Raw genomic sequence first — 21,184 nt, 5'->3', positions numbered from 1 at the left:
CCTATCGCTCGAGGGATTAGCCTAATAGCAAATCCATCTGCTCCTCGCGTTTCAAGCGTTCCTCGGGGCTTGCTAAATCGTATTTCTTCAGCAGGTGGAACCATTGGTTCAGGCGCTCCTGTGATAATTCGGTTTGAAATAATGCTTGCAGCTGCTCTACTCTTGCACTTGGTAAAAATGGAGCTTGCTCTGTCAGCTTCTTATGTACATCCTCCACACTATGATCGAGCTTGCACTCACTCATGCTTCCGTCCCCCTTCATCATGATAGGCTTTACCGTCATCATACCATGTTTCTCCTGGCGAAAAAAAGGCGTACAAGCCTTCGGGACTGTACGCCTTTCCTCTATGCTCTTTTCCGTACACGGAAGTTAGATTCAATCAACAGCCAGTTTTGCGGAAATGGCAAACCCAATTTCCAGTAGCTGACGCCCCGAAGTCCCAGCTGTTTAACCAAATTAAACTTCGCTTGAATGGAGCGTGCGTCTTCAAACCAGACCTGATGCTTTTTATTCTCATCGTCCGTATATTCAAAAAATGGAGCCTGAGCACGGTAATCATATTGGATATGCACATTGTGTTTGGCTGCCAAAGCGATTGCTGCCTGTGGACTCAGTGCTTTTGCGGTCGTTCCCGACTGATACGGCAGCGTCCAATCGTATCCGTACAGATTTTGCCCCATCAATATTTTTTCAGCGGGCATTTCTGTCAGGGCGTATTGCAATACCCTGCGTACGGGTCCAATCGGAGAGACAGCCATTGGCGGTCCACCACTATATCCCCATTCATACGTCATGATGACCACAAAGTCTGCAAGCTCTCCTATCGCCTTGTAGTCATGAGCTGCATACCATTTTCCTTGTTGCTGCGCACTTGTCTTCGGCGCTAACGCGACGGACATCATCAAGCCTGCCGCATGTGCCCGATCTCGTGCTTTCCGCAAAAAACGGACGTAGGCGTCCCGATCCTGTGCTGGCAGCGCCTCCATATCAAAATGAATATCGCCCATGCCTAGTTCTTTTGCCGTCTGGATGATCGTATCAAGCAGCTTGTTTTGCAGCTCTTCATTATTCAGAATAAGACCGCCCAGCTCTGAGCTAAATTGATCCTTTTCCAAATTGGTGACCACCAGCATGAGTAACACATGGTTGTCTTTCGCGATTGCTTGAAAATCGTCCAGAGCAGGACGCTGCAGTGTTCCATCCCGTTTAATTCGGAAGCTGAAGGGAGCCAAGTAAGTAAGATGAGGTGCCGCTTGCCGTACGTCAGCTTCCAGCACGGGCGAAACGGTGCGTTTCGGCTCCGCATACGCATTGAAGTCAGCCGCTCTTCTCGGACGAGGCGGAATGTAGAGTTTTTGACCGATTTGCAGTGGTCGATATTGAGAAATCCCATTGACTCTGGCGAGCTCGGCTGCACTTATTTGATACCGCTGTCCGATTGTATACAGCGTATCTCCTTGTCTGACCCAATAGTAACTGCCTTCAATCGGGATAACCATCGCCTGTCCGATGACAAGATTGTCCGGGTTCGGCAATTCATTCGCTTTTTCAATCGCCGCTGGGGTGGTACCGTATGTTTCGGCGATGCTGGACAAGGTTTGTCCGCTTTCCACCACATGGATTTGCATATGCCTCCTCCTTCACACGATGTCTCTCTTCTTTAGTTATTCAGCATGAAGGAAATAGGTGTATGTCTAGACCAAAGGTTTTAGTACCTCATACAAAAAAGCAACAGATTGAATGGCAAAATGCCTTGCTACCAGCTCGCCTTTTTGAAACAACAAAAGAGCTGGAACACTCGTAATCATCAGCTGTTCTGCCAGTCCGTGTGCAACGTTGATATTGAGCTTTTTGATCACAATGGCGGGCAATGCCTCACTCGTAACCTCTAGCATTCGTTCTGCGAGCTTGCAGGTTCCACACATGGGTGTAAAAACAAACAAAGCAAATGATTGTTCTTTTTTTATGCAATCATGAAGCTCTGCTGCGCTGATTTCTTGCAAAGCGTTTCTCCCCTTCTTCGGTTCATAGAACATGATGCTCTATCCTAGCCTCGGCGCTTCTGTCTGTCAAGGCGGCATTCAATACTATCTTCCTTTGTTTTTTTATAAAAACATCAATAAAAGACTTTGTGCATCCATAATAACTACTTAATCTCCAATGGTCAAATCCAAGTAACATGCGTTTCACCACGCATCCTTGAAAACGAAAAAGTCGACAGCCCCAGAAAAAGAACCGTCGACTAACCTCGTATAACCTTATCGTGCAACCGTTGCCTTTGCCAGCTCTTCCGTTACCGTGCAAACTGCGGAGGAATCCCAGCTTCCTTTGCCTTGTGCTTTTGCTGCTTCATACATCTGCGCAACGGTAGAGCCAACCAAAACGGGTACTTGCTGCTCGCGAGCAGTGGCAGCATACAACTGCAAGTCTTTGTGCATATGATCTAGCGAAAAGACTGATTTTTCATAGGTGCCATACAAAATATTGGGGCCAAATACGGAGAGAACCCGATTGTGAGCAGAGCCTTTATCAATCACAGCCGCCAGCTTGTGTGGATCGACTCCTGCCTTTGCGCCAACTGTCAGTGCTTCTCCCAAGGCAGCTGTAATCACGGCGACTACTGAATTGTGGCAGAGCTTGGCTACCTGACCCGCTCCTGATTCTCCCAGATAGAAAATCTCTTTTCCGATCAATTGCAGATATGGCATAATTGCTTCCAGCTTGGACTCTTCTCCGCCAACCATGATCGTCAAGGTTCCTGCCGCAGAACCCGCTGGTCCACCGCTTACCGGACAATCGAAATAGTAGATTTGTTTTTCCAGTGCCTTTTGGTTCAATCGCTTGGCCGTCGCTGGATCGATCGTGCTTGTATCGAAAACGTAGCTGTCCTCTGGCAGCGCTTGGTAGAGTCCGTCCTCCCCGAGCATCACCTGCTCGGCAATCGCAGGACCCGGTAAAGAAGTAAATACGATACGGGTGACGCAGCCCACAGCCTGCGGTGAAGCTACAACATGTGCTCCTTGCTCCTGTGCCCACTGCTGTGCGGCTGGACTTGGATCGTATGCGTAGACATGATAGCCTTTTTTCAATAAACTGCCAATCATTCCCTTGCCCATTGCTCCAATGCCAATGACTCCAATCGCTTCCATACTTGCTCCCCCTACCTTCTCAAGGCTTATGCGCGAATATAGACAGTTTTGGTCTCAACGTAGAAATCGAGTGCCGATTCTCCTTGCTCTCTCGGACCGAGACCAGATATCTTTTTACCGCCGAACGGGAATTGCGATTCAAAATGCGTAGAAGGCATATTGACGTGCGTCACACCTGACTGGATGCCTTTTACAAAATGGAATGCCTTCTGCAAGTCGTTCGTGAAAATCGTGGATGACAAGCCGAACTCCACCTGGTTGGCAATCTCCATGGCATGCTCGAATGATTCCACATCAGTGACTGCGATCACAGGACCAAAAATTTCTTCTTTGGCAATTGTCATCTCCTGCGTCACACCTGTAAAGACCGTTGGCGCTACGAAATAGCCATTTGCCAGATCCCCATCCACCAGACGTTTACCGCCGCATTCCAGTACGCCACCGTCCTCGATTCCTTTTTGAACGTAATGGAGATACAGATTTAGCTGATGCTCGTCCACGACAGGACCATTACTGCTTTCCGGATCGAACCCGTTTCCAATCTTCATGCTCTTCGCACGTTCGATCAATTTGGCTTTCACTTGTTCGGCTACCTCTGGAACTACCAACACGCGACTCGTTCCCGTGCAACGCTGTCCATTATCAAAAAATCCACTGGTCACGATGCAATCAATCGCAAGGTCTATGTCTGCATCCGCCAAAATAATCGCCGGGTTTTTGCCGCCCATTTCTGCCTGGATTTTGCCTCCACGCGCTCCTACTGCTTGTCCCAATGCCAAGCCTACTTCGGATGATCCAGTAAAGGAGATTCCTTTGATCAACGGGTTATTCGCTAGCTCATCACCGATGACGGAGCCTGGTCCCGTTACCAGATTGACTACTCCTGCAGGTACACCCGCTTCGATCAACAGCTCGACCAGCTTGACACTGATTAACGAGGTGTTGCTCGCTGGCTTAAATACAACCGTATTCCCTGCAATAATGGCCGGGACGATCTTCCACAAGCCGATTCCCAGTGGAAAGTTCCATGGCGCGATGATTGCAAAAACGCCGATTGGTTCACGAACCGTATAGCCAATGACTCGTTCATCAAAGGAAGGAACGGTTTGCCCTGTCAAACGGGTAGCCTCACCTGCCAATTGCTTCATGGATGTAATGGTTTTATTCACTTCACCGCGTGCTTCCCGCAATGTCTTTCCTACCTCACGGGTAATCGTCACAGCCAAATCCTCTTTCTGCTTTTCAAGTAATTGAATTAAAGAGAAGAGAAACTCACCGCGCACAGGCGCAGGTGTTTTTGACCAAGTATCAAAAGCACTGGCAGCAGCTTCAATCGCTGAACGTGCATCTGCTCCATCAGATTTTTGAAAGTATCCGAGAACCTCAGCTGTTTGTGCAGGGTTGGTACTGGCGAATACTTGTCCTGTATGGCTTGCTACCCATTCTCCGTTAATGTAGTTCTGGTATGTCGCTGTCATTTGATCCCCCACCTACTCTTTGTTCTTATAAGAGTATTGTATAAATTCAAAATACTTCATACAATGTGGGTACACACATAGTTATTCTTTTATTTATGTGTATTTCTCTATAAGGCGGGAAGTGATTTGAAAGCCTTTGCTTATCTGTTATCCCAATTGCGTCAATACTTTGCTGACACCTCTTTTTCCATCTGGCTGCAAGGCTCTCGTGATCGCCATCTTCAGCTCTACTTTCTCTTCGCTTTACATCCTGAGGCAGAGAATTTCATTATGCAAAAGCCTGATGAAGTGTCTTTTGCATCTGGCGTAGATCGTTTTCGTTTGGATGAACAAGCTGGTCTCTACTATTTGCGCTTCTTTTTTGCTGAAGAAGGACAGGCTGTGGTCATGCTGGAAAATTCGGAGTCCATACAGCCATCGCTTACACCTTGGCAATGGGAGATTCTTTGGCTCGCTTTTCAATTATTTATAGCAGAAAAAACGATCCAAACGAAAAGTCAGGAATGGACCAAGCTCCTGCAAGGGATTCATTCCATTTCTGCCACGCTGGATGTCGAGAGCATTATTCGTGAAATTATCGGAAATGCGCTGGCCGTTATTCCAGCAGCTGATGCCGGGTTGTTACACCTCTATGATGAAGAGATTGATCGACTCGTTCCGAAGGCAACCGTCGGATTTCACGACACCGTCTATCAAAATTTCAAATTACGCAGTGGCGAATCGATTGCCGGAAAGGTTTTTCAGGATGGACAGCCACGCATGTACCGAACCAATCCTGAAACTTCGCTGGCGATGATGGATCTATCGTACGATAACTTTCACTCACTGAATGATGCCAAAGCGCTTCACAACCTGAGCGGTCTCTTGTGCGTGCCTATATCTCTGGAACAAAAACGAATCGGTGTGCTTGTGCTGCATCAGTTTCATCAGGAAAATGTGTTCTCAAGCTACGATCTCGCCCTTCTCCAAGGCTTTGCTGATCAGACCTCTATCGCCTTGCAAAACGCGAGGCTATACGCTGAGTCACGACAAGCCTATCAAAACATGGCGGCCATCAGTGAACAGCTGCGAATGAAGCATGATGATTTGGTCAAGCGCAACAAAATTCACGAGTCCATCAAGCAATTATCGTTGCAAAATAAAGACACAGGAACGATCGTGAAAGCCCTCGGGAGAATGACTGCCAAGCAAGTCTTTTTTGCAGACTGGCTGGAGCAGCGATATTATCCTGCGGACAGTTCGATCATGTTTAGCTGGGATGAACTTTCCACATTACTTGCTGGAAAAAGGCAGCCTGTCTCTATCCAGTTGGTTTCGGGCCATAAGAATAAAAGGCAGCTCTGTTACGTATATCCGCTGACAAATGGGAGTGTATTTCTCGGCTGTTTGATCATTTTGATCAAGGATCGTCATCTGTCCGAGCTGGAGCGTGTGACGATTGAGCAGGGAAGTGCTGTTCTGACACTTGATTTGGTGAAAAAACAATCGCTCAGCTCCGTTCTGTACAAGCGTACCCACGACATTTTTCAAGAATTGATAGCCAGTAAAGGGAGTGAAATGCTGGAACGTGCCAGAGCCTTTGGCTTGCCGCCACATGGAGATTTTTTGGTCGTCTATGCTTATTTGAGCCCCTCCAAGGACTTGTCCCTGCTCGAAGCCAACATTCACCGACTTGTCACGCGCTGGAAATGGGAGTTTGCCAACAACCAGGTTCTTGCTTACGGGTTTCATAATCACGTCACGATTCTCCTTACCGCTTCCAATTCATTGGAGGTAAAGGAGATGATCGAACGACTCTCGGATGCTGTTCAAGAATGGGAGCTGGAAAAAGAAATATCGCTGTCAATTGGAGCCGGAAGCGTTGTCACTGATTTGGAGCAGATCGGAAAGAGCTTTGAGGAAGCGAAAAAAGCAGCCCATTATTTGGCGAATCGCGGTCGATCTGGTGTTGTGAGGTATAGCGATCTCGGGGTCAATCGCTTGATGCTGAATCAATCTCGGGAGGATATTGATGCCTTTATCCATGATGTCTTTGCCCCACTATGGGAGGGTCAGGATAAATTTCAGGAGCTGGAAAACACGCTCTTGACGTATATGAAGTGCAATCAGTCCCCGCAGCAGGCAGCGCGAGATTTGCACATCCATGTAAATACACTCTATCAGCGATTAAAACGGATTGAGGAATTGCTTGCGATTGATCTGCACCATCCGGCCGATTTGCTGAAGGTGCAGCTGGCTTGCCATCTGCGCGAGGAGTAAACTGTGCGTGCTTTTACACAAAGAAAACCAGTTTAAAACAACAGGCTGTTTTAAACTGGTTTTCACGTACCTTTCTTACTTTCGCAGGGAACGGCGCAAAATTTTTCCTGTACTGTTTTTGGGTAGCTCTGTTACGATTTCTATCTGTCTCGGTACTTTGTATTTTGCTAGTTTGTCCTGGCAAAAGGTTACGATTTCTTCGTTGGAAACTGCGACTTCCTTGAGCGCCACGAATGCTTTGACAGCTTCACCATGCACTTCATCTGGTATGCCAATCACAGCTGCTTCGATAATCGCCGGATGCTGATAGAGCACCTCCTCTACCTCTCGCGGGTAGACGTTGTAGCCATCAACCAATATCATATCCTTTTTCCGGTCGACAATATAAAAGTAACCCTCTTCATCCATCCGTGCCAAATCACCGGTATAGAGCCAGCCATCCTTGAGTGCGGCATTCGTCTCTTCCGGCAATCCGAGGTACCCAATCATAACGTTTGGACCTTTGACCACGAGCTCGCCGACATCTCCACGAGGCAATTCATTCCCTTCTGGGTCAACAACCTTGTTGATGACTCCCGGGATATCGACTCCGATCGAGCCGGGCTTGCGTGTCCCTCGCAGCGGATTGAACGCGGTAGCCGGCGCCGCTTCAGACAGACCGTACCCTTCCAAAATAATCCGTTCATACTTGGCTTCAAATTTGTGCAACAGCTCGACGGGCATGGCAGCTCCACCAGAGCAGCATAGTCTGATCGAAGCGAGATCCTCTTTTGTTGCCGTAGGAACCTGGAGCATGTAGTTGTACATCGTAGGAACTCCGGCAAAGCAGGTCGCCTTTTGTTCACGAATAGTCGTAATGACTTCAACGGGGTGAAATCTCGGGATAATCAACATCGTTGCCCCGTAACGGACAGGGCCATTCAGACAAACGGTCATGCAAAACACGTGGAACATCGGCAAGACAGAGACCATTCGATCCTGTGGGGTCAGCTCAAAAAGGATGCCCATCGCTTCGGCATTGGATGCCATGTTACGGTGAGTGAGCATGGCTCCTTTTGGCTGTCCGGTAGTACCAGATGTATACAGGATGACAGCGAGATCGTCCTCACTCATTTCTGGTGTTACGAAGTCCGCCTCCTGCTCCTGAATGATCTGATCGATCGTCAGCTCATCACCTACCGGTTCAGTGTAGATGAACAGCTCTAAATCCTGCAGACCTTCCTTAACCGATGCCACCACTGGTTCCAGTGCAGCCAAGGCAATCACTGCTTTTGCTTTGCTATTCGCCAAAATAAAGCTGATCTCTCTAGGTGTGTAGATGGGATTCATCGGGACGACAGCCGCTCCCACTCGAAGAATAGCGTAGTAAGCGCTTACAAAGTGCGGGCGGTTATCCAACATCAAAGCGACAGAGTCACCTTTTCCTATACCGCGTTTGGCAAGTCCTGCAGCCAAATAATCAACCTGCTGCTCCAGCTCTGCATACGTTGTGCTCTCCCCCAAAAATATGTAGGCTGTATGGTCTGGGAAGTTTTGAGCGCTCTGCTTTAAATTCTCATCTAAATGATACATCACACATCTACCCCCTTTTGAAAATTGTAACATTGGAAATAATCAGTATAAAGCATTTCTTTCCAAAAAGAAGGAATTTGTAAAATTTTGTTAAGAGGCATTTGTCATGGGCGGATTGAGCTCATTCTTTTGTTCATTGCGCTTTGCAAACATTAGGAATAATGCACCGCAGACGACAAACAACAGCGCGTTGACGATCATGGCATTCCCAAAGCCTGCACCGACATTACCTGCTGCTTGGACAATCGAGCCTGTGACGAGCGGCGAAATGATTCCTGCCAACGTTACGAGACTGGACAGGACACCCACGAGTAAGCCTGTTCGCTCAGGCAAGAGGCTGCTGACAATAACAGATGCGGCTGTACCAACTGAGAAAGCAAATCCTTTTCCCAGACAAAGAGCAATCAAAACAAGGGCGGTCGATTGCAGGAACGGTACAGCGAAGAAGCATATTCCTCCCAAAATAATGGAGGTTCCTCCGATAAACACATACGACTTGCGGTAGCTACGATGCTTTTTATAGAGACGATCGCCCATCCAGGAAATCAAAATCGTCATCAAGCCTGCCAATAAACCTGTACCTGCGATCGCATAAGCCATTTGCTGATTCGAAAGTTCAAAGACCTTGACAAGATAGACTGGCTCCCACACAGCTGCAAAGGTCGTTCCCCAAATTTGAGCGAAATAAATGAGAAAGCTGAGAATAAAAGTAGATGAAAGCAGGACGCCGGAAATATCGGACCATTTCGCTTTTGGTAGAGATGACGTGTCCATTTTCGTAGGATTTACACTAATTTGAGGTCTTTCCTTGCCGATAAAAAGCCAGATGATTAACCAGACTAAGCTGAGCGCCCCCATGAATGCCCAAGCAAATCTCCAGCCGTTTGAATCGATCATGGAAACGAGTAGGGGTGCAGAGGCAACAGCTCCGACGAAAGCTCCAAAGTTTACGGTTGAATAAACCAGACCGCGCTTTTCTTCTGGAAACCATTTGTTTAAGTGACTGACAACCGTCGCCCAGAAGGGGCCTTCTCCAATCCCAAGCAGCACCCTTGCCACTACGAGCATCGGCAAGCCCGCAATCGCATAAGCACCAAACTGGATGACCGTCCAGGAAATCGCCATAATCGCGAGCATTTTTTTCGTGCCAATACGGTCAGACAAGGCAGCTCCCAGGATTCCGGCGATTGAGAAGAACCAGAAAAAGCTGCTTCCGACCAGCCCCCACTCCTTTTGCGAGAGAGAAAATTCCTCCATAATCGGTACAGCCGAATAGCCTGCAATGGTTTTATCCGCGTAATTAATCATGTAAAGCACAAATAGCATGATCATCGTAATTCTGGCCATCATGGGAATCACTCCATTCGTTCACAAAATATCAATCAGATTCGGGTAAACATGATCTCATTCGCGCCAATGGACGGCTCCATTTTCGCAGACAAGCTGACGATTGCTCCTGTAGGATCTGTGTGAAAGGTAATCGGAATCATGAAACGATACGTTTCCAGATACGATGCCACAATTTGATTTTCACCAATAAGCTCCAAGGAAAAGTGCATGTCATGGTATCTCATGCACAGAGTACCTGCTTCCTCCATTACGATAATCTGTCCATACCCCAAATGATGATAGGTGCCAACAAGCGATACGGGCAATACTTGCCGCGGTTTATCCACTGGTTGGTTTTCGCTCATCGATCTCACAGGTCTGAGCGATTCCGCATTCTTTCGTTGCTGCTCTTCTTCGATTTCTGCTTCCTTTTTCAACCGGTTATGCCAATCAGCCTGTTTTCCGCCTAGGAGTCGATCGTATGCTTCATAGGTAAGAACAGCCGGCAAGCGGGAATTGTCTACTTGACTAAGCACGACAACTGCACAATTTCTCTCTGGAATAAAACTGACGAGCGAGGAAAAGCCTTGTATATTACCCGCATGATAGACCATCTTTTCCCCGCGATAGATTTGGATGAACCATCCGAGTCCTACACCCGTGATCGGAATTTCTGGGTATGGAACTGATCTGGAACCACTGAACATATGAGGTGTACGCAGCTCTGCGTGCCTGCGCGAGGGCAGAAGCTGTCCATGCAAGTCTGCCTGCGAATGTAACTGGTATTTCAGCCATTTGGTCATATCCTCAAGCGATGAAATCATCGAACCAGCTGGACCGATTACTTCGTTGTTCAAGTATGGTACTTCTACCACTTGGTTTCCTATGCTCATATACGGACGAGCCACTTCCTCGACCTGTTGAGCGTCTGCCAAAGAAAACCGTGTACTCTCCATCCCAAGTCGATCCAGGATTCTTTCCCTGGTGAATTGCTCCCACGTAAGGCTACTTATTTTCTCGATGACAAAACCAGCAGCTGTATACATCAGATTCTGATATTGATACGCAGCTCGAAAATCTTTGGTGGGCTCCAGGTAGCGCAGCCTCTCCATGAGTTCAGCTCGCGCAAATGGAGTCTGGTACCACACGAGATCGTGACGTGGCAGCCCTGTACGATGGCATAGCAAATCACGAACGGTAGTGCGGTTGGTGGCGATCGCATCATAAAGGCGAAACTCTGGCCAATACGTCTGAAGCGGGGTGTCCCAGTCCAGCAAGCCATCCTCAACCAGCATAGCCAGACCAAGTGCGGTAAAAGGCTTGGTGGCTGAGGCAATGGGAAAAAGCGTCTGTCGTGAGACCTGCTCTTCTGATCCTAGCTGGAGGTGTCCAAAGCCCTTGGAAAAGATGACTTCCGTGTCTTGGATGACAGCCATTGCACAGCCCGGCACATGCCATGCTTTTCTTTTGTCGTCTACGTCCTCCATCCATTTTTCCACAACCTCATGATCTAGCAGCTTTGACAATTCTCTCCCCCCTTTTTTTCGTATCTTTATCCTAAAATGACCCGACCGATCCCTCCTTCGATTTGGATTTCAGTACCATATGGCGCACTTAATGCCTGAAGGTTTTCTAAAATGAGTGTATCGGAACTGATGCTGGGCCACCCCATCCGATGTACAGGCAGCTCGAAGCCAAGTTCAATCGGGTGCAGCTCGATCTCGACCAGTTCTCCGTCCTTCATTTTCCACAGCGGAATGACAGATTCCCAAACTTCCCGATGGACGCATAATCCTCTGGTGTAATTTGCACTCATGGCATTCAAGGCGTCGGCCACATTATGCGTATGATCCAAGCCGTAATGCTCATAAAAATCGGCTGGTTGACTTGTCACGGCTTCCGTTTGAAAAATAAAGTCTCCCAGGCTATAAAAAATTGGCCTGTTCTTGTAAATTTCGATACCACGCAACAGATGCGGTCCGTGTCCCACGACAGCGTGTGCACCAGCATCAATGCAGGCTTTTGCAAAAGTCGGCAGGAAATCAGCCGGCACTTCCTTGGCATCGCCCGCCATCTCATGCGCATGAATGCTCATAATCACATAGTCTGCTCGCTGTTTGGCTTCTTCGATTTTTCTAACGATTCGCTGTAAGTCTCGCGGATGTGGTTGTGTGCTTGTTCCTTCCTCGTCACTTACCACGAAGCGAGAGCTTCCAAACAGAAAGACATCTGTTCCAGAATCATTCATGAAGCCTTCCTCGATGAGCAGCTTGTTGAAGGCATTGATGTCGGTAGACTCTGAAATCGCTTGAAGCTGTCTGAGCTTCTCCTCCTTCACATGGTGAGTCATGATATAACGCATGGGGTTGATCCCAGGCCTGCCGATACTATCCGGTCGTTGTTCACCTGCAGCCCACCATGGATGGAAGGTAGAGGTGGCAGCGATCAGAGCTACTCTGGCCGATTCACATTCCAGATACCGCGGGGCACTTGCTTCGGCAAGATTCTTGCCGGCTCCCGCGTGAACAAAGCCGTATCCATTCAGATTTCGTTCGGTCGCCTCTAACCCACCATACAGATAATCAAGCGTATGATTGTTAGCCCAGCCGATCAGGTTAAAGCCGTAATCCTTCATAACCTGGAGAACCGATGGCGGCGACATCGCCCAAGTACCACCACTTTGAGCACTCGGATAGCCTTCATTTTCATGAACGGTTGTTTCCAGATTGGCGATTCGTACATCTGCGCGATGCAGCAAGCGGGACACTTCATGAAATGCCTGGTCCTTGTAAGGCAGATTGCGCGTAATAAAGCTGTCACCCGTTGCGGCAAAAAGAATCGGTTTCGTCATTTTTGAGTGCTCCTCCTTATGGGCTAGAATTATTGGCGTGTAACATCAAAAGATCGAATAATCATCTTCCTCATCACCGACGAAGGAATACAGCTTGGAGCTGATTTCGTCGTAGTGCTGCAATCGTTTTTGCACGTTTTCCGAATCGTGAACCATTACTCCTTTGATCAGAACATTGAGGATGGAAAAGAGCGTCGGCATGCCACTTGTTGCAACAGGCTGCGGGGTCGTGATTTTCAACAGCAAGTCGGCTGCTTGGCTGATCGGTGACAGCTCTCCCTCCGTAATCGCCAGGATTTTGGCTCCCAGCTCCTTGGCAGAATGGACCAGTGCCACTGTTTCACTCGGGTGCCGCGGGAAAGAGATCGCAATGACGAGCCATTCCTGATCTCTCTCTGTGAGAAAATAGTCGGCATTGTCTACTGCTCCGATGTATAAATGCGTATTGCCCTTGATCGCATTCAACGAGGAGAACAACCATTTGGCAGGAATATGACACCAGCGGAAGCCGACAACCACGATGCGGTTTGCTCGAATAATATGATCGATGGCTTGCTGCAGGAGGCGGTAGTCAATTTGTTGCAAGCTTTGCTGCAGGTAGGCGATATCGGTTTCAATCACCTGATGGGCGAAATTGTCGCGGCTCAGTGCGTCTTCAGAATCGCGGTATTTTTGAAATGGCCCTTTTTTTTGCTCTCCTATCACAAGAGATTTTTTGATTTCATCCTGAAGCTCGGTGTACCCGGAATACCCAAGAGCGTAACAGAAACGGATAACAGTAGCCTCGCTCGTATTCGTCAGCTCCGCGATTTTCTTGGCTGTATGGATCGCGAGTAAGCCAGGCTTTTCAATCGCGATTTTGGATATGATTTTTTGGCTGGCGGTTAGATTGCCATACTGCTTCCGAATTCGTTCCTTCACATGCTGCTCCATGGCAGAAGCTCCTTTGTCGTCATTTGTGGGTAATTTTGAGAATAGTATATCTTTTGAAATAAAACACTTCAATACCTTCTGAAAAATGTAGTTTATCCTTCATTTTGATGTGTAATCCCTGCTGGCATTACCTATCTTTTCTCGCGGTTCTACTGATATATCGAGCTAAATAGTCTGTATATTTTAGACTGACGCCACTAAATAAAACAGCGACCATCTAAGAGCTAAATATAGCCTTAGACTGACCGCTGTTTTTTTGAACGAATGATATTCGTTATTGGAATGCGCATGAAGATGACATACGGTATGGAGTAGCCGACTGGTTTCAGGTCAGTCTCCACCCTTTCAAGTAAACAAAAGATATTCATATTAATCCTACCAAATTTTATGGGTTTCTTTCACCGGTGAATCTCTGTTATTCTAGGTCATGCCAAACAAAACAGCCGAAACTTCTTCTCGAATGGAAGTGCGGGGGATCTTTTTTTACTTGCAGATGAGAGATCTGCATGGGGTGAATCGCCAAAGTGCGTAGGGTTGTTTCCTCAATCCGAATCCGTCAACTAACCTCGTAGGCCAAAAAAAGGAGACGATGTGAATATGAAACGCCTTGGTACTATTGCAATCGCGACATTGGGATTGGGATTTGTTCTTTCCGGCTTTTCTAACACAGCTTCTGCCGCTACCACCTATCCGCAATGCGGGTATCAACCATATATGCAGCCTGTCCAACCGCAAATGCAAGCACCTTATGCAGCGCCAGCGAATCAACAGCAGCCAATTCAACAGCCAGTAAAACAAGCTAACCAACAGGTGGATGCTTCCGCGGTTGGGAAGCAAATAACTGATTTGGTCAACCAAGAGCGTGCAAAAGCAGGTCTGAAGCCAGTGGAACTGGATGCTTCCCTGAACAAAGTTGCACAAGCAAAAGCGGCTGACATGTCGAGCAACAACTACTTTGACCATACAAGTCCTACGTATGGCTCTCCATCTGACATGATGAAACAATTCGGAGTATCTTCTATGACCGCGGGTGAGAACATCGCCATGGGTCAACGCACCGCTGAGGAAGTCATGAACCAATGGATGAACAGTGAAGGACACCGTCAAAACATCATGAATCCTTCCTTCGCCAAAATCGGTGTAGGCTTTGTGAATGGATACTGGGTACAAGAATTCATCGGATAATGAAATTGGATCTAAATGCCGAGTCCTTTAGCGGGGGCCCGGCTTTCTTGTTTTTTTCCAGATAGGCAGATACTTGCTGTATTTCAGCAAAAACATTATTTAACTGTGGCGCAGGCTAACCACTTTGCCAGAAAACGGTCACAGTATTTTTAGTATTCACGTAGATAGAAGTGTCATTCGTTGAAAGAAGATTGGTGATCTTTTCCTTGTCGATTTTCTTCAACTAATGTGCCTGTTAGTTTAATAAAATCCGAGCTCTCTTCTTTACTTAATTTCTCTTTTGTTAAATGGCGGGCAAGTTGTTGATTTTTGACCAAAACAAAACCCACAAACACTAAATGTGGGTTATATGCCTTTTATTACGGTTATTGACTATACGTTCAACTTCGTATATAAGCTCAGAGATATTTTCTCCTGAATAATTTTCTTGCAGGAAAAAAAGATTACTATGTTTATTACCATGTTTTATTACTTCCGATGAAACTTGGGATACAAGGGTTTTCTCGTCATTAATCTTTATTTTTCCTTGAACTGACCCTACTATGTTATAAACGTCATCGCGGTTTTCTGTTAAGAAAACAAAATATTTATTTCCTTCTTTCATAGGAATACTTCCTTCAATCCCTATCGTTATTATTCCAGGTTCACCAAGATCATCCTTCAATTCAGATCCTGGCTTTCCTGAGGTATATTTGGACGCTTCTCTTTCATCGAATTCCCCTCCAGTTTCCAGTACAGATACTGTATCACCTATCTCTACATCACCTTTATAGACTCTAGTTAATCTTAATTCAGAGACTGTATATACATCTAGTCTTTCATAATTAGGGTTACTTTTTTGAGAAATAACCTCAGCTTCAGCTATGATATCTGCATTTTCAGCAAGACCCTCCACGTCAGTGAATGTCTCGGCAAACATTGCTTCACCAGAAACTATTCTATAATCTGAATCACTAGAATAAAGAAAATTTTGTTTTTTTAAGTCACCTATATAGTAAACAGCAAGTCCTGCAATTGTTATAAAACCAATAGAAGCCAATGCTATTTTTTTTGTGGATTTTATATTCTTAATGCCAATCATTAGAATTCTCCTTTCAAACACTTGATAAATTGGTTGAAAAATAAATTAATTAGGCGAATAATTTTTATTCGTTTAATGGTCAATACATTGCTATTGCAGCGTTAGGAGCATCAGCATCGGGAAAATAGATTCCCCATTTAGTCCATTTTTCAATATTCTTATACATTAGGGTAGCACTGTCAAAATCAATATGAGCGATTCCGATGGCATGACCAATCTCATGAGCCATTACAGCTTGGAAACAAAGTTCTTGTTCTCGTTCAATCGGTAAATTATAGGCTTCACTATCCAGTTTGAACTTATCGAAATCATTTTATCTAAGAATTTGTGTCCATTGATACGATTCTTGATATGGTTGGACTTGTCTATCCCTCTCCAATTGTGCAATATAACTCAAAATAAAATCTTTATCTTCAGGGAAGGAGAAGTCAAGGTCTTTTATTTGTTCAGCACTTTCCAAGCAACTTCATAGATAAGTCCATCGGGGTCTTGGTTTGTTGGTTTTCCATCAGTAATCTCCACCCAAAGTATGTTACCTCGTATCCCAAGAGACCAACTGCCCCTTTTTTGTTATTAATTTTATTAACTACCCTACATTAACCATTAATATCCAGTCTCTTCGTAGACTTCCCTGATACAACAATCTTCTAACGTTACTTCGTTTTCTTTACCTCCTGATGGCACCGTCCATCGCTTTTCCTCTTGGTTTACCTTGTAATACCATGAGTAGCTGTCTATCTGAATTCACACATATGGCTGCCGCCCCAAGCCATTTATTTTTCTTTTTCTGTAAATCCTTACAATTTCCTACCTGCTTTGTTAATACGTACTCCACGTAAATCTGCCCTTTAGATTAATGATTTACAGCCATTCGATCAAGGTTTCCACCTACACCGCTTTTTTGAATTTCCTCAGATGGAACTAGGGACCGAATGACACCGTGCACCAAAATACGGAGTTATTCATTTAGTAGTATTAGAAAATATCAGTTCTCGAAGTTGCGTTAAAACGCTAGGTAAGTATTCTTGTGGATGCAAAAAAATCGCTGCCAACACACTTATTGGTATGACTGCAATCCAAATCAAACTTTTGAATACAGTTGATTTTAATTTTTGAGTGATAAGCAGAGAAATTAACAAGATAGTAATATTAAAAAATAATGTTATTGGAATACTTACAACTCTTCCTAGACCTGTATATGGGAAGTATTCGATTAATAAAAGCATGGTAACTATACTTGGAATCATGGCTAAAAAGAAAGTGATTACCAACCGCTTCATGTGATGATCTCCTAATCTGGTTCGCTTGACGTCTTATTTGCATACTACGATTTCCATAATGAGGAATTCGTGAAATAAATTAATCTATCCTGCCCGTAGTAAGCAAAAGGCTGACGGTATTAACACCAGCAGCCTCTAATTGTGTTAGTACCACTATCGATCCCGTCGTATTATGAGGTCAGCCAGTTTTTACTGGTTGACCTCTTTCATTGAAGAATTCGTACCATTACGGTAGCCGGGGTAGAACGGTCGAACCCGTGGGAGTCCTCATCCCGTCGCAAAAACTGTTCACCCCCTACTTGTAGAAACCATATCTAGGCTGGTTGGGACAAAAAGATCTCGCATCACTAGCGATGCTGTGGAACTGCGAGCAGTCATTAGGGGTTGCCGGCAATAATTCTTTGGAGAGGGAGAGATCTATGAATCCAGTCATTGGTCTGGATGTATCAAAAGGGCAAAGTCAAGCCCAGTTATTAATGTGATAACATTTTCGAAACACCTTTGTTGGAGTGATAATCGAATGATACAATAACAAGAAGTTATAGACTTGTTTTTATCTGCCTGTCCTTCTTATAAAGAGCGATGGCTAACATACGTTAGAGACTCATATGAAGATGGTGAAGAGCGTCTGCTTTATGTCGATATTGGAGATTTCACTAGTCACGTTGTGGATCTTTATCAAAAGAAAATGCTCAATGAGTTTCCTTGCATATTCAAGGTTGTGGAGAACCTCCATACCAATGGTGACAGTTATATTAGATGCGACAATTGGATTTCTTGAATCCTTACAAAATCATTCCTCACATGTTGAATTAGATCCGGAAGTTTTTGTTTGTTACTTACATCCAGTCTTATTACGATGGTGGGATGCACTGAATCGTTTTTGGTCTGGAAAAACCCCTTATATTGGTTTTGAAGACTGATTTTCAAATTACACATTTTGTTAATACAACTTAAATAGCCTTTTATCACAAGCTGAGCAATAAGCTACCTTGCCGCTTTTGTGCGATAAGTGTTCGTACATATCGCCGTTTTCGCGCTCCGATCTATCAAATCCACCATGATACCTAACCGATCCAGAAACCTGCGTCTTTGTGTAATATCCTTCATCCGATCCGCAATGCGGACATTCTGCCAATTGAGTTTTACTCATACGAACATCCTCCCTTTACTTAATGAGCATTGTGAAAAAATGGACTACACGTTGTAGTTTTCCTTAGTCAAAAGTCCATTCAAAAAACAGTAATCTTCATATATTGTCAAATAACAAGTTAACCAAGAGGTTGTGATGATGAAGAAATTTCTTCAACATTTAGATTCCATCACTGATATTACTGTACTTGAAACAATGCGAGAATCATTCATTAAGAGCCCCTGCAGCTGATTAAAATCGGCCAAAACGTTTGAAGATGTACAAACAAATTGAATTAATAAACGGACGAATCACGTTTCTGGAGAAAACCCCTATTCGTAAAGGCGTAATAGATTCCGCTTGCATATACTAATCCCCGTTCTACTGTGAAATTTGTACCATCCAGTCCTTCCTCCTACGAGAGGATTTTTTTGGTGGTATATTCCTCACCGCATTTAACAACTCGTATGAGCAATTACCATGTTAGGTGGGAGGAAGAATATAAATGGACTCCTTTCAAAAAAATGATAGGTTAACACAAAATTCATCAAGTAATGGAAAAAAGAAACAGTCAACTAATCGCTCATCAAGTAACGGAAAAAAGAAAAAGTCAACCAATCGTTTATCAAGTAATGGAAAATGGAAACAGTCAACCAATCGTTCATCAATTTTGCATTGCCTCAATGGCAAAAATTTAGAACACATTGTGGCAATTCTTCTTTTAAGTGGCAAGTTAAGAGTAGATTCTGTTCAATTATTTAGACAAGCTACGATGATTGTCAGCTTAACGGGAAAGTACATTACACTAGGCGATTTGAGCAATAAAAATGTAGATAACATGCTGAAATTTCTTAACGAAAATGGAAATATGACTGTAGATGATATTATTAAGGCACTTAAAAAGAAAATGGAAAATTGATGACTTTTTTATATAATTGGTCTTTCCGCTCAACCAACAAAACCCTAACAACCTGAATTAACGCACCCATGTTTTTTTGAGGTAACACAAACTGTTTTCCAGCTGCATTTCACCGTGTCGCCAATTTCCCCTCGAAAACATATGATATTTTAAGCTAATGAAAATACTGTTCCATTAGCCTCCTACCTCTTGGACGCCACCCACCCTGGCGTCCTTAATTATTTACGACTACTGCTATGGTAAGTCTTATCGTCAGAGACTTTATACAGCAGTCCCTTTGCAGAAATGCGGAGGGACTTATGTTGTTCACTCTACACAATGAGCATTGTGTAAATCACCGAAGAATTACATTTTTTACACCCAATTTATTTTTCTTGTACAAACGCCCTTACATAGTTAATTATATGACATACCTTAATTTGGGGGTTATCCTCAATCACAATTAAGGAGTGATTTTAATGAGCACTGGCTTTTTTGATGACTTTTCTTTAATTCTGGTTCTCTTCGTCCTGTTAGTAATTGTTGCTAGCAGTTGCGAATAATTTTCATTGTTTATGGGCGGCTTTATAAGCTGCCCTTTTTTATTTTGAAAAGGCAGAAGAGGAAATAGAGGTATAAGCCATGAATGAGAGCCAAATTCCCCTCACCGTCTCTTTGCTTCGAAACCCAAAACATACCCGTCTATTTTGGTAGTTTAAATTAAATAGTGCTACATATCTTGGAACCAGGGGAAACTGAATAATAATCAATCTTCCACCGCATTCGTACCACGATGAAAAAATGTGCCTAGCAAGTGCATGGGAAGCCGCTTAGTAGATAACTGTGAATTAAAAAAAGCTCACCCACTTGCTAGCCTAATCTACCTGATTTAAAACGAAATCTATGAACACTGGAGATCGTAGCACACCGCTTTTTGTCCAGTTGCGAATTTGACGCGGGCTTTGATAAGTGGCTGAACGTATATAAAATCAAGATCCTCACCTGTAATCAAAAACATAGCAACACTGTTAAACGCCTGCTTGTGGGTGGAGGACTCCAAGCTCGATCACACCTACCGGTCGTCCGTTCACATGCGCTAGCCATCCGAAGCCACCCTTAAGCCAGCCTGCAATGCTGACATCTGCATACGAATAGTTGATGATCTTTACGAAATCGTCTGTACGCTTGCCAGCATAGTAGCGACCGTCTTTTCTTTTGGCTACTACGCCTTCCAATTTCCTTTTAATGATCCTTCGCCCCGCCCATTAATGTAAGCAATCTTGCTCATTGTTGCCGTATCTGTGATCGCGCAATCGAGAATCGACTTGCGCTCATCAATGACAGATCGCGCAGATCAGTTCCATCAAACTGCAAGGTGACCAGCTCGGGATACTTCGACGTCACATCGTTGTTGTGCCGAGTGAACAGGCGAGTCTTTCCGTTACTTCGAGATAATTCCAAACGATGACCATCGATCTTCGGTTCGAAAACGTATTGAGCGTCAGAAAATGGCTTATCTATCTGTTCAAGCAGCATCGGCCGTTCGTTTCGAGGCGGGTTCATGGTCTAGTTGAAAAAATACCCCCGGGATTTCCCGAGGGCCGTTGATGGTTATAGCACTTCAAACGTGATAATATTTGACTTCCCTTGATTCTGTCCACCAGTCACGACAACGCGAAATTGATAGGTATTTCCTGGCTCCAACTGAGCGACTCTTGCCATATGCTTGGGAACCCCATTATAGGTGAACACAAAAATATCCACTGGTAGGTAGGCTTCCTCCCATGTTTTCCCGTTATCCGTAGACTGAATTATTTTTTCTGATTCGGCTCCTTGTGGAATCGAGTAGTAAAAATTGACGTACCTTCCATAAGTAATGCTACCTCCGTACGAATCTAATTTAACATCATTAATCGGTGTCGTATCGCTATTCTCGTCTTATTCCCTTCCCTAATCGAGGGTATTCGAACGAGCCTACACCGTGCAGGCGACTTTCATCGCACACGGCGTTCCATCAACGAATAAGAAGGTTTTTA

At 45.0% G+C, this 21,184-nt stretch carries 22 protein-coding genes, 1 pseudogene and 1 riboswitch; of the genes and pseudogenes, 5 read left to right on the top strand and 18 right to left on the bottom strand.

Features of this window, described 5'->3' with window-relative positions; translation table 11 throughout:
* Window positions 1-16: 16 nt before the first annotated feature.
* The 5 genes from ADS79_RS15470 to ADS79_RS15450 all read right to left on the bottom strand — a co-directional run bounded on the left by ADS79_RS15470 (window position 17) and on the right by ADS79_RS15450 (window position 4,628).
* Window positions 17-286, bottom strand: a complete 270-nt coding sequence (locus ADS79_RS15470) for a hypothetical protein (RefSeq protein WP_409362431.1) — start codon at window positions 284-286, stop codon at window positions 17-19.
* Between the two features lie 59 nt (window positions 287-345).
* On the bottom strand, window positions 346-1,629 hold the full coding sequence (locus ADS79_RS15465) for a glycoside hydrolase family 18 protein (RefSeq protein WP_049739334.1): 1,284 nt from the start codon (window positions 1,627-1,629) through the stop codon (window positions 346-348).
* A 66-nt stretch (window positions 1,630-1,695) separates the two neighbouring features.
* Complete coding sequence (locus tag ADS79_RS15460) at window positions 1,696-2,037, bottom strand: thioredoxin family protein (RefSeq protein ID WP_141261107.1); 342 nt, start codon at window positions 2,035-2,037, stop codon at window positions 1,696-1,698.
* Between the two features lie 222 nt (window positions 2,038-2,259).
* Window positions 2,260-3,150: an NAD(P)-dependent oxidoreductase gene (locus ADS79_RS15455; RefSeq protein WP_049739333.1), complete on the bottom strand. Its 891-nt coding sequence runs from the start codon at window positions 3,148-3,150 to the stop codon at window positions 2,260-2,262.
* Between the two features lie 26 nt (window positions 3,151-3,176).
* On the bottom strand, window positions 3,177-4,628 hold the full coding sequence (locus ADS79_RS15450; RefSeq protein ID WP_049739332.1) for an aldehyde dehydrogenase family protein: 1,452 nt from the start codon (window positions 4,626-4,628) through the stop codon (window positions 3,177-3,179).
* 126 nt (window positions 4,629-4,754) lie between these two features.
* On the opposite strand from ADS79_RS15450, the gene ADS79_RS15445 reads away from it, so the two are divergent.
* Window positions 4,755-6,887: a helix-turn-helix domain-containing protein gene (locus ADS79_RS15445; protein ID WP_049739331.1), complete on the top strand. Its 2,133-nt coding sequence runs from the start codon at window positions 4,755-4,757 to the stop codon at window positions 6,885-6,887.
* A gap of 75 nt (window positions 6,888-6,962) precedes the next feature.
* Here the strand turns inward: ADS79_RS15445 and ADS79_RS15440 are convergent, their stop codons facing one another.
* From ADS79_RS15440 to ADS79_RS15420, 5 genes are all read right to left on the bottom strand, one after another.
* Window positions 6,963-8,459, bottom strand: coding sequence for a long-chain-fatty-acid--CoA ligase (locus ADS79_RS15440; protein ID WP_049739330.1), 1,497 nt, complete (start codon window positions 8,457-8,459; stop codon window positions 6,963-6,965).
* A 90-nt stretch (window positions 8,460-8,549) separates the two neighbouring features.
* Entirely contained in the window at window positions 8,550-9,809 is a 1,260-nt protein-coding gene (locus tag ADS79_RS15435) for an MFS transporter (protein ID WP_049739329.1), read from the bottom strand.
* Window positions 9,810-9,841: 32 nt separating this feature from the next.
* Window positions 9,842-11,314 (bottom strand): serine hydrolase domain-containing protein, encoded by a 1,473-nt coding sequence (locus ADS79_RS15430; protein WP_049739328.1) that lies wholly within the window; start codon window positions 11,312-11,314, stop codon window positions 9,842-9,844.
* A gap of 26 nt (window positions 11,315-11,340) precedes the next feature.
* Entirely contained in the window at window positions 11,341-12,639 is a 1,299-nt protein-coding gene (locus ADS79_RS15425; RefSeq protein ID WP_049739327.1) for a CapA family protein, read from the bottom strand.
* Between the two features lie 45 nt (window positions 12,640-12,684).
* The gene (locus tag ADS79_RS15420; RefSeq protein WP_049739326.1) at window positions 12,685-13,572 is read right to left on the bottom strand and encodes a MurR/RpiR family transcriptional regulator; all 888 of its coding nucleotides are present in this window, start codon (window positions 13,570-13,572) and stop codon (window positions 12,685-12,687) included.
* 431 nt (window positions 13,573-14,003) lie between these two features.
* Window positions 14,004-14,162: riboswitch (cyclic di-AMP (ydaO/yuaA leader) on the top strand.
* Between the two features lie 7 nt (window positions 14,163-14,169).
* Here ADS79_RS15420 and ADS79_RS15415 point away from each other — a divergent pair.
* Window positions 14,170-14,757, top strand: a complete 588-nt coding sequence (locus tag ADS79_RS15415; RefSeq protein ID WP_049739325.1) for a CAP domain-containing protein — start codon at window positions 14,170-14,172, stop codon at window positions 14,755-14,757.
* A 334-nt stretch (window positions 14,758-15,091) separates the two neighbouring features.
* Here ADS79_RS15415 and ADS79_RS15410 read toward each other — a convergent pair whose 3' ends face one another.
* The 4 genes and pseudogenes from ADS79_RS15410 to ADS79_RS15405 form a co-directional block, all read right to left on the bottom strand.
* Entirely contained in the window at window positions 15,092-15,838 is a 747-nt protein-coding gene (locus ADS79_RS15410; RefSeq protein ID WP_049739324.1) for a hypothetical protein, read from the bottom strand.
* A gap of 79 nt (window positions 15,839-15,917) precedes the next feature.
* Window positions 15,918-16,130 carry a matrixin family metalloprotease gene (locus ADS79_RS36675; RefSeq protein WP_084765906.1) on the bottom strand — a complete coding sequence of 71 codons (213 nt, stop codon included), beginning with the start codon at window positions 16,128-16,130 and terminating at the stop codon, window positions 15,918-15,920.
* A gap of 21 nt (window positions 16,131-16,151) precedes the next feature.
* Window positions 16,152-16,562 (bottom strand): annotated as a pseudogene (locus tag ADS79_RS36670) (NUDIX hydrolase).
* 238 nt (window positions 16,563-16,800) lie between these two features.
* Complete coding sequence (locus ADS79_RS15405; protein ID WP_049739323.1) at window positions 16,801-17,118, bottom strand: hypothetical protein; 318 nt, start codon at window positions 17,116-17,118, stop codon at window positions 16,801-16,803.
* Window positions 17,119-17,665: 547 nt separating this feature from the next.
* Here ADS79_RS15405 and ADS79_RS36665 point away from each other — a divergent pair.
* Window positions 17,666-17,899, top strand: coding sequence for a DUF7674 family protein (locus ADS79_RS36665; RefSeq protein ID WP_420835286.1), 234 nt, complete (start codon window positions 17,666-17,668; stop codon window positions 17,897-17,899).
* 162 nt (window positions 17,900-18,061) lie between these two features.
* On the opposite strand, the gene ADS79_RS34400 is transcribed toward ADS79_RS36665, so the two are convergent.
* Window positions 18,062-18,271 carry a hypothetical protein gene (locus ADS79_RS34400; RefSeq protein ID WP_084765904.1) on the bottom strand — a complete coding sequence of 70 codons (210 nt, stop codon included), beginning with the start codon at window positions 18,269-18,271 and terminating at the stop codon, window positions 18,062-18,064.
* A gap of 484 nt (window positions 18,272-18,755) precedes the next feature.
* Here ADS79_RS34400 and ADS79_RS15400 point away from each other — a divergent pair, with 484 nt between their 5' ends.
* Window positions 18,756-19,169, top strand: a complete 414-nt coding sequence (locus ADS79_RS15400; RefSeq protein WP_049739322.1) for a hypothetical protein — start codon at window positions 18,756-18,758, stop codon at window positions 19,167-19,169.
* 458 nt (window positions 19,170-19,627) lie between these two features.
* Window positions 19,628-19,711, top strand: coding sequence for a YjcZ family sporulation protein (locus ADS79_RS34395; RefSeq protein ID WP_084765902.1), 84 nt, complete (start codon window positions 19,628-19,630; stop codon window positions 19,709-19,711).
* Window positions 19,712-20,176: 465 nt separating this feature from the next.
* On the opposite strand, the gene ADS79_RS36125 is transcribed toward ADS79_RS34395, so the two are convergent.
* From ADS79_RS36125 to ADS79_RS35335, 3 genes are all read right to left on the bottom strand, one after another.
* The gene (locus ADS79_RS36125) at window positions 20,177-20,383 is read right to left on the bottom strand and encodes a hypothetical protein (RefSeq protein WP_049739321.1); all 207 of its coding nucleotides are present in this window, start codon (window positions 20,381-20,383) and stop codon (window positions 20,177-20,179) included.
* A gap of 49 nt (window positions 20,384-20,432) precedes the next feature.
* Window positions 20,433-20,684, bottom strand: a complete 252-nt coding sequence (locus ADS79_RS36545; RefSeq protein WP_307725644.1) for an ATP-dependent DNA ligase — start codon at window positions 20,682-20,684, stop codon at window positions 20,433-20,435.
* Window positions 20,685-20,759: 75 nt separating this feature from the next.
* Window positions 20,760-20,912 carry a fibronectin type III domain-containing protein gene (locus tag ADS79_RS35335; RefSeq protein ID WP_161807296.1) on the bottom strand — a complete coding sequence of 51 codons (153 nt, stop codon included), beginning with the start codon at window positions 20,910-20,912 and terminating at the stop codon, window positions 20,760-20,762.
* Window positions 20,913-21,184: the final 272 nt, after the last annotated feature.

Source organism: Brevibacillus reuszeri (assembly GCF_001187725.1).
In the GTDB taxonomy this organism is placed as follows: Bacteria; Bacillota; Bacilli; order Brevibacillales; family Brevibacillaceae; genus Brevibacillus; species Brevibacillus reuszeri.
The sequence above is the reverse complement of the archived record's forward strand: the minus strand, read 5'-3'. Positions and strand labels throughout refer to the sequence as shown.